Origin of the sequence: Arthrobacter sp. GMC3, from assembly GCF_002929305.1 — a bacterium.
Classification (GTDB): Bacteria; Actinomycetota; Actinomycetes; order Actinomycetales; family Micrococcaceae; genus Specibacter.
The window spans coordinates 1-13,779 of record NZ_PJIO01000014.1; the positions used below are offsets into that span (position 1 = coordinate 1).

The 13,779-nt window shown below is 61.4% G+C and carries 12 protein-coding genes and 1 pseudogene; 8 read left to right on the forward strand and 5 right to left on the reverse strand.

The window, feature by feature from the left end:
• Nucleotides 1–124 precede the first annotated feature (124 nt).
• Entirely contained in the window at nt 125–1,294 is a 1,170-nt protein-coding gene (locus tag CXQ94_RS17870; RefSeq protein ID WP_181034290.1) for a DUF222 domain-containing protein, read from the forward strand.
• A 57-nt stretch (nt 1,295–1,351) separates the two neighbouring features.
• Here the strand turns inward: CXQ94_RS17870 and CXQ94_RS17875 are convergent, their stop codons facing one another.
• Nucleotides 1,352–2,332: an alpha/beta hydrolase gene (locus CXQ94_RS17875; RefSeq protein WP_258067196.1), complete on the reverse strand. Its 981-nt coding sequence runs from the start codon at nt 2,330–2,332 to the stop codon at nt 1,352–1,354.
• A gap of 56 nt (nt 2,333–2,388) precedes the next feature.
• Nucleotides 2,389–4,062, reverse strand: coding sequence for an FAD-binding dehydrogenase (locus CXQ94_RS17880; protein ID WP_104091952.1), 1,674 nt, complete (start codon nt 4,060–4,062; stop codon nt 2,389–2,391).
• A gap of 93 nt (nt 4,063–4,155) precedes the next feature.
• Between CXQ94_RS17880 and CXQ94_RS17885 the strand changes: the two genes are divergently transcribed.
• Nucleotides 4,156–5,223: a quinone-dependent dihydroorotate dehydrogenase gene (locus tag CXQ94_RS17885; RefSeq protein WP_104091953.1), complete on the forward strand. Its 1,068-nt coding sequence runs from the start codon at nt 4,156–4,158 to the stop codon at nt 5,221–5,223.
• Between the two features lie 13 nt (nt 5,224–5,236).
• Here CXQ94_RS17885 and CXQ94_RS17890 read toward each other — a convergent pair whose 3' ends face one another.
• Both CXQ94_RS17890 and CXQ94_RS17895 read right to left on the reverse strand, forming a co-directional pair.
• A complete protein-coding gene (locus CXQ94_RS17890; protein ID WP_104091954.1) occupies nt 5,237–6,241 on the reverse strand; it encodes an aldo/keto reductase family protein in 1,005 nt (334 codons plus the stop codon).
• Nucleotides 6,242–6,596: 355 nt separating this feature from the next.
• Nucleotides 6,597–7,160, reverse strand: coding sequence for a DUF3043 domain-containing protein (locus CXQ94_RS17895; protein WP_258067215.1), 564 nt, complete (start codon nt 7,158–7,160; stop codon nt 6,597–6,599).
• Nucleotides 7,161–7,269: 109 nt separating this feature from the next.
• Between CXQ94_RS17895 and CXQ94_RS17900 the strand changes: the two genes are divergently transcribed.
• The 5 genes and pseudogenes from CXQ94_RS17900 (at nt 7,270) to CXQ94_RS17920 (ending at nt 12,349) form a co-directional block, all read left to right on the forward strand.
• On the forward strand, nt 7,270–8,682 hold the full coding sequence (locus CXQ94_RS17900) for a dipeptidase (protein WP_104091956.1): 1,413 nt from the start codon (nt 7,270–7,272) through the stop codon (nt 8,680–8,682).
• A gap of 107 nt (nt 8,683–8,789) precedes the next feature.
• Nucleotides 8,790–9,176, forward strand: a complete 387-nt coding sequence (locus CXQ94_RS17905; protein ID WP_104091957.1) for an iron-sulfur cluster assembly accessory protein — start codon at nt 8,790–8,792, stop codon at nt 9,174–9,176.
• Between the two features lie 186 nt (nt 9,177–9,362).
• Complete coding sequence (gene coxB, locus CXQ94_RS17910) at nt 9,363–10,232, forward strand: cytochrome c oxidase subunit II (protein ID WP_104091958.1); 870 nt, start codon at nt 9,363–9,365, stop codon at nt 10,230–10,232.
• 64 nt (nt 10,233–10,296) lie between these two features.
• A pseudogene (gene ctaD, locus CXQ94_RS17915) lies at nt 10,297–11,951 on the forward strand (cytochrome c oxidase subunit I).
• Nucleotides 11,948–12,349, forward strand: coding sequence for a cytochrome c oxidase subunit 4 (locus CXQ94_RS17920; RefSeq protein WP_104091959.1), 402 nt, complete (start codon nt 11,948–11,950; stop codon nt 12,347–12,349). Before ctaD ends, CXQ94_RS17920 begins: the two are co-directional and overlap by 4 nt.
• Nucleotides 12,350–12,457: 108 nt before the next feature.
• Here the strand turns inward: CXQ94_RS17920 and CXQ94_RS17925 are convergent, their stop codons facing one another.
• Nucleotides 12,458–12,745: an HPr family phosphocarrier protein gene (locus CXQ94_RS17925; protein WP_104091960.1), complete on the reverse strand. Its 288-nt coding sequence runs from the start codon at nt 12,743–12,745 to the stop codon at nt 12,458–12,460.
• Between the two features lie 80 nt (nt 12,746–12,825).
• Here CXQ94_RS17925 and CXQ94_RS17930 point away from each other — a divergent pair, with 80 nt between their 5' ends.
• Nucleotides 12,826–13,605, forward strand: coding sequence for a GntR family transcriptional regulator (locus tag CXQ94_RS17930; RefSeq protein WP_104091961.1), 780 nt, complete (start codon nt 12,826–12,828; stop codon nt 13,603–13,605).
• Nucleotides 13,606–13,779 lie beyond the last annotated feature (174 nt).

Consider the following 13,779-nt stretch of genomic DNA (forward strand, 5'->3'; position numbering starts at 1 on the left):
GGCCTACCCGGACCGGATCAACAGATACATGAACTAAAGAGACAATGAACCACTTACACAGAAATCTTGACAAGCTCTGCGGGTCAAGGCGATCCTGCGGGGTCTAGAGAACATACCTGAATCCTTGTTCGCGGTCCTGGAGCCGTTGTTTCTGCCCGGGGCGTCCCGGATGAACCCGGCCGGGTTGACTCGTAAGATCCGCCGCCTGGCCGAACGCCACAACCCCGAACCCTTGACCGAGCGCCATGAACGTGCCCGGACTCAGCGCCGGGTCTGGTTCACACCCCTGCCTGACGGGATGGCCCAGCTCGGGGCGATCCTGCCCGCTACCCCTGCCCTGGCCCTGTTCCAGTCCTTGGAGGCATGGGCGTTACGCGCCCAGCACGACGGGGAGCCTTCCACCGCACCCACTCCTACCGGGAGGCCCTCGCGCAGTCTGGAGAACTACCTCGCCGACTGCTTCCTGGACCTGACCCACCAAGCCTTCCTCCACCCCGCCAGCACCTGCGGCAGCTGTTCTTGCGATAACCCCACCGGTGTAGGGAACGCCCTACCAGCAGAGGCCGGGATGGGGAACACCTGGTCTGGGATCTCCTTGCCAGAAGACGCCACATTCGGGAACAGGGCGCACGAAAACACGGTGCCCGGAAACATGATGGTTGCCAATAGCGGCACGGTGAACACCCGGCAGCAGCCCGGCAGGCCGGGCCTGCCGGGCCTGCCGAGTAGGGGCGTTGTCGTGTCCGGGCCTGGGTTTATGCCGCGTATCCCGGCGAAGGTCAACGTCACCATCCCGTTCCTGACCCTGCTGAACCTATCCGAGGACCCTGGTCACCTCGACGGTTACGGGCCGATTCCCGCGGAGCAGGCCAGAGAACTTGCCGCGGGGGCCACCTCCTGGCACCGGATCCTCACGGACCCAGAAAAAGGAACCATCTTGAGCGTTAGCCGGCACTCCTACAAACCTCCCGCCGACATGGTTCGCCTCGTCAGGCTCCTGGACCCCGTCTGCACCGGAATCGGCTGCGACGCACCCTCCCGGACCTGCCAGATCGACCACACTATCCCGTTCTACCAACCCCGCTACACACCCGACGGCACCGCCCTGCCCCGGGGCGAAACCAGCGTGGAGAACCTCCGCCCACGATCCACCTACTGCCACCGCCTCAAAGACCACCCCACCACCGGATGGACCGTGGAACCAACCACCAACGGCACCACCAAAACCACCACCCCCACCGGCCGCGAATACCACCACACCCACAACGAAAACGACCTCCCCGCACCCTTCTAGCGCCACCAGGAAACGCCGGCCAGGGACATGTTTGCTCGGCCGCGGCCTAGTGCGTCGCTAACCGACATAGCCCCGCAGCCAGCGGTCCAGCCTTCCGTAGGCTTCCTCCCGCACAGGTTTACTGGAGAGGAACACCTCGTGCAAGGCGCCGTCAATCCGTTCTATGGACACGCTGCTGCCCAGTGACAGTGCTCGAAAAGACAGCGCCCTAACATCTAGCACGACGTCCGCGTGAAGCATGGCGTCGTTCCAAACCGGTCCAAGCATGCTTCGCGCGGACAGCAAAACTAGGGCGGGCATGGGCAGGTCCAGTCCGTTGGCCACTTGCCGCTGGGCCGACAGAATCGCCTGCATCCATCCGGCCCTGACGGGGAAGGCCTGCGGTGGTCGCATGTGCCGATCCACGTGCCAGTCCCCATAGGCTTCGTCGCTGATCCCGCGCCAGTAAAACGTGCGCTCCGGCACGCGCATTCTGGTCAAAGGTCGGCGATCGGCAACAGGTCGCACCAGGGGAGTGGCGGCCCGCCGGATAGCAGCGCCGCCTTGGATTTCCAACCAAGGACTGTTGAGGATTAGGTGGCTGACCTTCTCCGGGTACTTGTGGGCCCACAGTGCGGCGATGAGGCCACCGGTTGAGTGGCCCATCAGAATAACCGTGGCCTCAGCGGGTGCTCCAGTGTCACCAATTTCTGGGCCCTGCTTGCCGCCCCAAGCCGAGCCGGGGCGAACGTCTTTCGCAATGGCTTGATGGGCGAGGACAATTTCGTCGTCGTAATCTGCGAGGTCGTCCACGTATCCGCCAAGCTCTGCCGTTTCCAGGCTGCGCCCGTGGTTATGCAAATCCAGCGCGTAAAAGTCGTACCCACGATGAGTAAAGAATTCGGACAACCCGGTGTTGTAGAAGTAGTCGCTCCAGCCATGGATGAAGAGCACGGCCCGGCGCGGCGAGACGCCGGTGGTGGCAGAAACAATTGGTCGGTGCCGGACAAGCGTGGCGCGTCGAGCTGTGCCGTCGGGCCGCGGCGCCTGAAGCGTCATGGCTTGATAGTCGGGACCAAGAATATCCGGTATCCAGCCCGGTTTTGCTGCGGCCGTCATCCGGCGGTGTCGCTGGCGGCCTGACGCCCGGCGATGCGCCCGGAGAAGAGGCAGCCGCCCAGGAATGTGCCCTCGAGAGACCTGTACCCGTGCAAGCCGCCGCCGCCGAACCCCGCGGCCTCCCCAGCAGCGTACAGACCGGCGATGGGTTCGCCGTCAGAATTCAAGACCCGTCCGGTCAGATCAGTCTGTAACCCGCCCAGGCTCTTGCGGGTCAACGTCGAAAGCCGCACGGCGATCAGCGGCCCGTGTTCCGGCGCCAACATGGCGTGCGGTGGCACCACGCGCATGAGTTTGTCAGTGGAGAAGCGGCGGGCCTCGCGGATGGCATTGAGCTGGGTGTCCTTTCCCAAGCCGCTGTGTACCTGCCGGTCCCGTGCCTCCAGGGTTTCAAGCAGGCCTTGCGGGTCAATTAAGTCTTCGCCGATGAGAGCGTTCATTTTCGTGCCCAGTTCCTGCGCCGTAGTTGCCTGCAGAAAGTCGACTCCGCGGTCCAGGAAGTTCTGCACGGGCCCGGTGGCCCCCGGCAATGCGCGTTTAGCCAGCAACTTCACGTCCCTGCCCGTCAGGTCGGGGTTCTGTTCAGACCCCGAGAGGGCGAACTCCTTGCTGATGATTGTCTGGTTTAGCACAAACCAGGAATGATCGTGGCCGGTTGTTCCCAGGTGTCGGAGCGTGCCGAGAGAATCGAAACCCGGAAACAAAGGGACAGGAAGCCTATGTCCTGTGGCGTCGAGCCACAGGGGTGACGGACCAGAGAGGATGCGGATGCCGTGGTTTGGCCACACAGGATCGGGGTTGTGGATGCCCTCCGGGTAGTGCCACATCCTGTCCGTATTGATGAGGTTTCCACCAGCTGTGGCGACGGCTTGTTGAAACTCGCCGTCCACGGATGCGGGAACACCTGTCAGCAAGTATTTGGGACTCTTGTGTTCGGGCCACTGCTCCCGGACCATCGCGTGATTGCCGCCGATACCGCCGGTGGTGACGACCACGGCGGCTCCGGACGCTGTGAATTCGCCCACAACCTCGCGGCTGCTGGCCACACCTCTCTCGTTGGCGGACGGCGCCAAAACGTCGCCGCGCACGCCGGTGACCCGCCCGGCGTCGAACATTAGCTCGGTGCCACGGTGCCCGAAGGCAAACTGGACACGTCCGGATTCGACGCCTTCGGTGACCTTGGCAATGAAGGGCTCCAAGATCCCTGGCCCCGTACCCCACACAACATGGAAGCGTGGAACAGAGTTCCCATGGCCCTGTGCGTCATAACCACCGCGCTCGGCCCACTGGACCAGCGGGAAGAACCGCACCCCCAGGGCGTGCAGCCATGATCGCTTCTCCCCGGCGGCGAAATTCACGTACGCTTCCGCCCATTGGCGCGCCCAGTGGTCCTCCGGGCGGTCAAAGGCGGCAGAGCCCATCCAATCGCCCAGGGCAAGATCTACACTGTCCTTCACGCCCAGGCGCCGCTGCTCGGGGGTGTCCACAAGGAACAGCCCACCAAAGGACCAGTGTGCCTGCCCGCCCAGGGATGCCTCGGGTTCCTGGTCAATAATCAGGACCCTCCTGCCCGCGTTATAGGCCTCCGCAGCACTGACCAGCCCGGACAGACCTGCCCCCACCACCACCACGTCAGCGTGGAACTGTGTACCCACCTCGTTGCTCTCCATGTGGCCATGCTAGCGCCGATGCCTGCCTCAACGGCGAAGAATGGGCAGTGAGACGTTTTGCAGTTGGGGCGCCGAGACGGAAAACTAGGAGGTATGCGAATTTATCCCACCTTTTTCCGGCTCTGTTTCTCCTGGATGGACGCCGAAAGGGCGCACAAGATCGGGTTCACCCTGATCAAGACCGCCCATACCGTGGGTGCCGGTGCCGTGCTGCGCCGCATGTTCGCGCCGTCACCGTCGCTGCAAACTAGTGCCTTGGGCCTGACATTTCCTACGCCGTTTGGCCTGGCCGCCGGGTTCGACAAGGAAGGCAAGGGCATCAATGCACTTGCAAACCTCGGATTTGGCCACATCGAGGTTGGCACCATTACCGGCCAGTCCCAACCCGGTAACCCGCAGCCGCGCCTCTTCCGCCTCGTGGAGGACCGTGCTGTCATCAACCGCATGGGCTTTAATAACGACGGCGCCGCCGCCGTTGCGCCGCGCCTGACCCAAGCGGTGTCAGAGTTGGCCAAGAGCTACCCGACCGTGCGCCCAGTGGTCGGCGTGAACATCGGCAAGACAAAACTGGTGGAACTCGATGACGCGCTGGAGGACTACCTCATCAGCGCCCGCACTCTGGCCCCGGCCGCAGATTACCTGGTCGTTAATGTCAGCTCGCCCAACACGCCAGGGTTGCGACTGCTGCAAAACGTCGAAACCTTGCGCCCGCTGCTGACAGGTGTACGTGAGGCGGCAGATTCGGCGTCCGGGCGACACGTGCCGTTGCTGGTCAAGATTGCCCCGGACCTCTCCGACGACGACGTGGCCGACGTCGCAGCTCTTGCGTTGGATCTGAAGCTCGACGGCATCATTTGCACCAACACCACTATTAGCCGCGACGGCCTAAAAAGCCCGGCAGTCATGGTGGAAGAGAAGGGTGCCGGCGGTCTTTCCGGGGCACCTCTGAAAGCTCGTTCGCTCGCTGTACTCCGCCAGCTAAAGGCCGCCGTGGGCGATTCGCTCACACTGATCTCCGTGGGCGGCGTGGAAACCGGCGCCGAAGTGCAAGAACGCCTCGACGCCGGTGCCACCCTGGTCCAGGGCTACACGGGCTTCTTGTATGAGGGCCCCTTCTGGGCGGCGCGCATCAACAAAGAACTGGTCCAGCTGCGTAAGTAGTCAAGACGCCCGGCTACGCCACGCGTGTGGCCGGGCTGAGGGTCTTAGCGGGATCGTTGACAATACTGGGTGCCAACGCCTCGTCAATGGCCGCCATGAGCTCGGCGGGAATCTTCACCCCGGAAGCGGCAACATTCTCGGCGACCTGCTCGGGCCGCGAGGCTCCCACCAGCGCCGTTGCCACGTTCTCGTTTTGCAATACCCAAGCGATGGCCAGCTGCGGCATCGACAAACTCAACTCATCGGCTATGGGCCGCAGCTTTTGCACGTTTGTCAGAATGGAATCATCAAGATACGCCTTGATGGTGTTCGCCCCACCGTGCTCGTCCGTAGCGCGCGAACCGGCCGGGGCTGGCTGACCGGGCAGGTACTTGCCGCTCAAGACGCCCTGCGCCATGGGCGACCACACCACCTGGGACATGCCCAGTTCCTTGGCGGCGGGGATGACTTCGGGTTCAATCACGCGCCACAAGGCTGAGTACTGGGGTTGGTTGGATACCAGCGCGAAGCCGGCCTCACGGGCCAGGAGCTGACCTCGCCGCAACTGTTCGGCATTCCACTCGGAAACCCCGATGTAGAGCGCCTTGCCCGCCCGAACCACGTCTGCAAACGCGGAGATTGTTTCCTCCAGCGGTGTTTCATAGTCGAATCGGTGGGCCTGATACAGGTCAACGTAGTCCATGTTCAGACGCCGCAAAGAGCCGTTGATGCCTTCCATGATGTGCTTACGGGAGAGCCCAGTGTCGTTGGGTCCCTTCAGCCCCACCGGCCAGTACACCTTCGTGAAAATCTCCAGAGACTCCCGCCGTTCGGAGGCCAGTGCCGCGCCAAGGACTTCCTCGGCCTTGCCGTTCGCGTACGTGTCGGCAGTGTCAAAGGTGGTAATGCCCGCGTCAAGAGCGGCTCGGACGCAGGCCGTGGCGACGTCGTTCTCCACCTGGGATCCATGGGTGAGCCAGTTGCCGTAGGTGATTTCAGTGATCTTCAGGCCTGAGCGGCCAAGGTATCTATAGTCCATGGCCCCCAGCCTAGCGGCCGAGGGGCCCCCAACGAGCGGAGCGAGTTGAGGGGAGGACGCTCGGCGCTAGCGTCCGAGGGGCCCCCAACGTGGGGCCACTGCCGCGAGGGACCCGCCGCGAGCTTGCGAGTGGTGGGAGCGGCTGGGGAGGAGCGAGTTGAGGGGAGGACGCTTGGCGCTAGCGTCCGAGGGGCCCCCAACGTGGGGCCACTGCCGCGAGGGACCCGCCGCGAGCTTGCGAGTGGTGGGAGCGGCTGGGGAGGAGCGAGTTGAGGGGAGGACGCTAGGCCCTTGCGGAACTTAAAATACGACGCCGGTCCCCTCTGATGAGGGAACCGGCGTGGTGGTATGAGTATCAGCTAGGCCATTCTCCGCGCTTAACCATGGGCTTGGGTAGGCGCAGGCGGCGGAACTGCAAGGAACGCATGGTGCCGTACCAGGTGACACCGGGGTCAACGCTGCCGAACTTCTCGGTGATTTTGCGCTTGAGCTTGCGCGACATCAACCAGGCGTCCACGGCAACTCCGGCCACCATGACCCAGAACAGGCCGAAGATGATGATTTGTGAATTGCTGGTGGGAGGAACCACAACCGTCAGCACGACGATCGCCAGGGCAACGAACATGACGTATTCGCCGAGGCTGAAACGGGCGTCTACGTAGTCGCGGGCGTATTTCTTCTGCGGTCCCTTGTCACGGGCCGGAAGGAAGCGCTCCTCACCAGTGTCCAGGGCGCGCCGCATCCGGGCCTGCTCCTCGCGGCGGGCATCGCGTGCGGCAACCTTTGCTGCTGCCCTGTCGTTGGGCACCAGGGGGCGCTTGCGGGCCTCTTCCTGGGCCTTTCGCGACGGCGTGGGCACGCCTTTGGCGGATTGCGGGTCCTTGGACCGGTCAATCTGCTCGGAGGAGGCAGCCGTCAGCTGCTGGTCGGGGGCTTGATCTTTCTTTCGTCCAAACACCCGTAAAGGATACCCCGTCGTGGCTGGTAACTATGACCGAAAGCAGTGGTGTGGCAGTAATGTTGCGTCCATGACTGATGACTTCTCCCTCCCGTCCGCTCCCATTGGAGCCGGAGTCCCCGTTGCCGAACTGCGCGGCAGTGTTGCCAACAACTTTTCCGCCACCGTTGCCGAGCTTGTGGACCTAGTGGCTATTCCCGGCATCGCCTGGGAGGCTTTCGACGCCTCCCAGCTGGATCGCAGCGCCGAGGCAGTTGCTGCGCTGATCCGCAGCACGGGCCTGGACGACGTCCAGATCCTTCGCGTGAACAAGGAAGACGGAACACCGGGTGGCCCTGCCGTCGTCGCCCGGAAGCCCGCGGAGCCGGGCTTCCCCACGGTGGTGCTGTACGCCCATCATGACGTGCAGCCCCCCGCCGATCTGACCCTGTGGGAGACGGAGCCGTTTACTGCCGTCGAAAAGGACGGCCGCCTCTTTGGCCGCGGCGCTGCGGACGACAAAGCCGGCATCATGGCGCACATTGGTGCCATTCGGGCATTGAACGAGGTGCTGGGCGCCAACTACGGCCTGGGCGTGACGCTCTTCATCGAGGGGGAGGAAGAAGCCGGATCGCCCACCTTCCGCACCTTCTTGCAGACACACCATGAACTCCTTGCCGGTGATGTGATCGTGGTGGCCGACTCCGCCAACTGGAAGATCGGCGTCCCCGCCCTCACCACCAGCTTGCGTGGCCTGGTGGATGGCACCGTGGAGGTGAGGGTGCTAAACCATGCCGTGCATTCTGGCATGTTCGGCGGCCCCATCCTTGACGCCCCCACACTTCTGGCCCGCCTCATCGCCACCTTCCATGACGAACAGGGCTCCGTCGCTATTGAAGGATTGGCAACAGCGGCGGACTCGGACCTGGATTACCCGGAGGAAACCTTCCGAAGTGACGCTGCGGTGCTCGACGGCGTCCTGCTGGCTGGCACGGGCACCATCACCTCACGCCTCTGGTCGAAGCCTGCGTTGTCCATCATTGGCATGGACATCCCCTCAGTGGCCATGAGTTCGAACACCCTGCTGCCGGCGGCACGTGCCAAGCTCAGCCTCCGCTTGGCTCCCGGTCAGGTCCCGGAGGAGGCCATGGCGGCACTGGACGCGCACGTGCAAAAGCACGCACCCTTCGGTGCCCAGGTCACCTTCACTGCCGGGGAGGCCGGGCAGGCCTTCTCCACCGACACCAGTGCGCCAGCGGCCCAGACCGCCCTATGGGCCCTGGGGGAGTCTTGGGGCGTGGACGCAGTGGAAAGTGGCATGGGCGGATCCATTCCCTTCATTGCGGACCTCAACGACATGTTCCCCGCGGCCCAAATCCTCGTCACCGGCGTGGAAGACCCGGACTCACGAGCCCACAGCGCCAACGAGTCCCTCCACTTGGGCGACTTTGAGAAGGCCATCGTGGCCGAAGCGCTCATGCTGGCAGCCATGAACACCCGCTAGTTGGGGGCCCGGCGTGGGAACAGAAATTGGGCAAAAATGGTTGCCTAAGTTAGCGCCCCTGCCGGGCCCGACGTAGCATGTACTTGTACCCCACGTAAGGAAATGCCATGACTGCAAATGTCCACGAAGAAACCCCCACGGCTGTCAGCGACGCCACCGAACTTCCCGCCCACGGCGTGTTGATCAGCGACGTCGCCGCAGGCAAAGTACGCAGCCTGCTTGAGCAGGAAGGTCGCACTGACCTTCGCTTGCGCGTAGCTGTCCAGCCCGGCGGCTGTTCGGGCCTGATCTACCAGCTCTACTTTGACGAGCGGATCCTGGACGGGGATGCCGTCCGTGACTTTGACGGCGTCGAGGTTGTCATCGACAAAATGAGTGTTCCTTACCTTGACGGTGCCAGCATCGACTTTGAGGACACCATCTCAAAGCAGGGGTTCACCATCGACAACCCCAACGCCGGAGGCTCATGCGCCTGCGGTGATTCATTCCACTAACCAAATGTTTTTCTGCTCCTTGTAGAACACTTCGGCGGCAAAACTTGGTTTTGCCGCCGACGCACGGTGGGTTTAGTACGTTTTTTGCGTGCTCTAGCGGTAAGCTCTACATCGAGTAGTAAAACCCGTTTCGCACCCGTGGCACATAGCCGCAATGGTGCGCAGTAACAAGAGGAAGGGCCGTCTGTGAGTTCGCAGGACCGAACCGGCAGCCGACGCGCAAAAGTCATCCCCATAGCGGGGCTGGCAATTGCCGGAGCGTTAGCTTTGTCAGGATGTACGGCAGAGAATAAGAACGGCTGGTTGCCAGCCGAACGTGATACGACCAATCACACGGCAGGGATCATTGATCTGTGGGTTAATACCTGGATCACAGTATTGATCATCGGCCTTATTACGTGGGGTCTGATCATCTGGTGCATCATCGCCTACCGTCGTCGCAAGGGTGCCACCGGTTTCCCGCGACAGACCAGCTACAACCTCCCGTTGGAGGTTTTTTATGTGCTGGTTCCGCTTTTCATGGTGTTGGTGTTCTTTTACTTCACCGACTCGGCGCAGCAATCCATCACCGCTCGCGATGCCAACCCCGATGTCACCATTGACGTCCGCGGCAAGCAGTGGTCATGGGACTTCAACTACCTGGCCGGCAACGATGTCAAGGATGCCGTCTACGACGTCGGTGTTCAGGCTCAGCTCGACGGCAAGCCGTTCGACAAGTCGACGTTGCCCACCTTGTACTTGCCCGTCAACCGCTCGGTTGAGCTTCAGCTGAACTCCCGCGATGTCATCCACTCTTTCTGGGTGCCGGCATTCTTGAACAAGTTGGACATCTTGCCCGGCAAGACCAACTACATGACCTTGACGCCCACAGCTTTGGGTACCTTTGACGGCAAGTGCGCAGAACTCTGTGGTGAATACCACTCCGAGATGCTCTTCAACGTCAAGGTTGTCACGCAGGCCGAGTTTGATGCTCACCTGGCTTCGTTGAAGGCTAAGGGCCAGACTGGCGAGCTGGGTAATAAGTATGACCGCAATCCGAATCTGAATCAGAAGTAGGGGGAGGAGGAAAGTGTCTACACTCGAGTACTCGGCAACCGAAGTTAATTCGGCTGCACCTAAGGTGGTTCCCGTGTCCAAGGGACGTATCGTCGTCAATTGGATCACCTCCACCGACCACAAGACGATTGGGTACATGTACCTGATCGCATCGTTCATCTTCTTCTGTCTCGGTGGAGTCATGGCGCTCATCATCCGTGCGGAGCTGTTTGAGCCCGGTATGCAGATCCTGCAGACCAAAGATCAGTACAACCAGTTGTTCACCATGCACGGCACCATCATGTTGCTGATGTTCGCAACGCCGCTGTTCGCTGGCTTTGCCAACGTCATCATGCCGTTGCAAATCGGTGCCCCCGACGTTGCCTTCCCGCGACTGAACGCCTTGGCGTTCTGGTTCTTCCTCTTCGGTAGCACCATTGCAGTATCCGGCTTCATTACCCCCCAGGGTGCGGCCGCCTTCGGTTGGTTCGCCTACGCACCACTGTCCAACACCACCTTCAGCCCCGGCATCGGTGGCGACTTGTGGGTCTTTGGTTTGGCGTTGTCGGGTTTCGGTACCATTTTGGGTGCCGTCAACTTCATCACCACCATCATCACCCTCCGTGCCCCGGGCATGACGATGTGGCGCATGCCCATCTTCACTTGGAACACCCTGGTCACGGCCATCTTGGTCCTGATGGCGTTCCCGCCGCTGGCTGCAGCGCTGTTCGCGCTCGGTGCAGACCGCCGCTTTGGTGCACACATCTTTGATGCCGAAAATGGTGGGGCCATGCTCTGGCAGCACCTGTTCTGGTTCTTCGGCCACCCGAGGTGTACATTATTGCGCTACCGTTCTTCGGCATTGTTTCTGAGATCTTCCCGGTCTTTAGCCGCAAGCCGATCTTCGGTTACAAGGGCTTGGTGTTTGCAACCATCGCCATTGCTGCCCTGTCTGTGACCGTGTGGGCTCACCACATGTACGTCACCGGTCAGGTTATGTTGCCGTTCTTCTCCTTCATGACGATGCTGATCGCCGTACCAACGGGTGTGAAGTTCTTCAACTGGATCGGTACCATGTGGCGAGGTTCGCTGACCTTTGAGACGCCCATGCTTTGGAGCCTTGGCTTCATGGTGACGTTCTTGTTCGGTGGCCTCACCGGTATCATCTTGGCTTCACCGCCCCTGGACTTCCACGTCTCGGACACCTACTTTGTGGTTGCCCACTTCCACTACGTGGTCTTTGGCACCGTAGTGTTCGCCATGTTCGCCGGCTTCTACTTCTGGTGGCCTAAGTTCACCGGCCGTATGCTGAACGAGCGTTTGGGCAAGATCCACTTCTGGATGCTGTTCCTGGGCTTCCACGGCACGTTCTTGATCCAGCACTGGTTGGGTGTTTTGGGCATGCCGCGTCGCTACGCCGACTACATGGTTGAAGATAACTTCACCTGGATGAACCAGTTCTCCACGATTTCCTCGTTCGTCTTGGGCGCCTCGATGATTCCGTGGTTCTGGAATGTTTACATCACCTGGCGCAATGGCAAGAAGGTCGAAGTTGATGACCCGTGGGGCTTTGGTGCCTCGCTGGAATGGGCCACCTCGTGCCCGCCGCCGCGTCACAACTTCACGTCACTGCCGCGTATTCGTTCCGAGCGCCCGGCCCTGGATCTTCACCATCCTGAGCTTGCGCCGCACTACCAGCCGGTACCCGTTGGTGCCTCGTCGAATGGAGCAAGCAAATGAAGGTTGAAGCTTGGTTCTTCCTCTTGATGGGCTTCTTCTTCATCCCCGTCGCCACCGTTTACGGATTCATGGTCGACTGGCATGAACACGTCGGCTACCTGGCCATTTACCTGGTAGCGGGCCTGTGCCTGATGATTGGCGCGTACCTGTACTACACGGGCAACCGGGTTGGCCCGCGTCCCGAGGACCGTGTCGACGCCGAGGTCCATGAAGGATCCGGCGAGCAGGGGCACTTCAGCCCCTGGAGCTGGTGGCCGTTGGTTCTGGGCATGTCCTGTGCCCTGGGTTTCCTGGGCTTGGCCGTTGGGTGGTGGGTCTTGTTCTTCGGAGCCGGCCTGGCAGTCATTGCACTGATCGGCTGGGTTTACGAATACAGCCGCGGCGATCACGCCCACTAACTCTCCCTAGGGATGTTTCCCTGAGCTGTTAGAAAGGAGGGGCTGTCCACTACTTTTGGTAGTGGGCAGCCCCTCCTTTTTGCTTCTTTGCCTGCGTCCCTGAAGTGGCTAGGCGGGATCGGTGAGATCTGTTTCAAGCAGCTGCGCCAGGTGGTCGATTGCGTGGCGTACTTCGTCGTCGTCGTGGTCCTGTGAGGCCACAGCCAGTTCCACCTCACAACCACACTCGAAGTCTGCAGTCATGACCTCCAGCAGCGACCGCCCATCCACCGGTGCCAGTCCCTCTTTGGCCACCGTAATAGGTAGACCGGTTTTGTTGACGGCGCGGACAAAGACCGCAGCGGGCCTGGCGTGCAAGCCGACGCTGGCCGCTATGGTGGCTTTCCGGGTGTACATTTCTTGCTCCTTGACGGTAGTTGTTTTACGTATAGAGAGTAGTCGTGTTTTAGGCTGGAGATGGTCATCAAAGGAGTTTCATGGGCTATTTAGTGCCGCCGGCGAACAAAGTTGCTGGCAGCGTCGATCGTGGGTCTGCCATCTCTGTGCACATCCAATTGCGTGAGCTGCTGCGAAGCTTCGTTACCGAGCACGCGAAGGCGGGCAGTCAGCTGCCGTCCGAACGCGATCTTGCCGAACATTTTGGTGTTGCCAGAATGACGGTCAGGCATGCCATCGAGGCCCTGGTCGATGAAGAACTCCTGGATCGAGTCATTGGGGTTGGCACCTTCGTCTCGCACAAAAAGCTTGACGTGCAAGTCAAGCTGACATCGTATTCGGAGGAGATGCAACGTCGCGGCATGCGCCCGGCGGCCAAGACCCTCTCCTTTGAACAGATTCCGGCAACGGCCCGCCTGGCGCGCGAACTCCAAATGGAGGAGGGTCAGCCGGTCATTCGCTTCCGGAGGCTGCTGTTGGCTGATGAGGAGCCTATGAGCGTGGATGAAAACTTCATCCCTGCCTGGCGCGTGCCGGGCATCCTGGATCACGGACCGCCCATCTCCTTGTACAACCTTCTCAGTGAGCGCTATGGGCTCCTGATTGAGTGGGGGGAGGACATTGTGGAGGCCAATGCCGCCACTCCATCCATCGCAAGATTACTGAAGGTCGACGTCGGTGCCCCGGTTTTGCGAATGGAGCGTCACGCATTCGTTTCGAGGTCAACCGTAGACTATTCCGTCTCGTTCTACCGGGCTGACAGGTACAAGCTGCGTGTTCCCCTCCAGCGCCCCGGCGTAAGGGCACGGCGCACCTATTAGGAATCGCCCGCAAAGGGCGTCCACAGGGGCGTGGGGGAGCGGGGGTGCGCTCATGTTCCGGGGGACGCTGAACCCAGTAACAGGGTTCGGGTAGTGATTGGGTTCTTTGGTTAAAGTAATGAGGCGGTTCCCCTAAGGGAACCGCCTCATTACTTTAGCGCCGATGAATGGCTA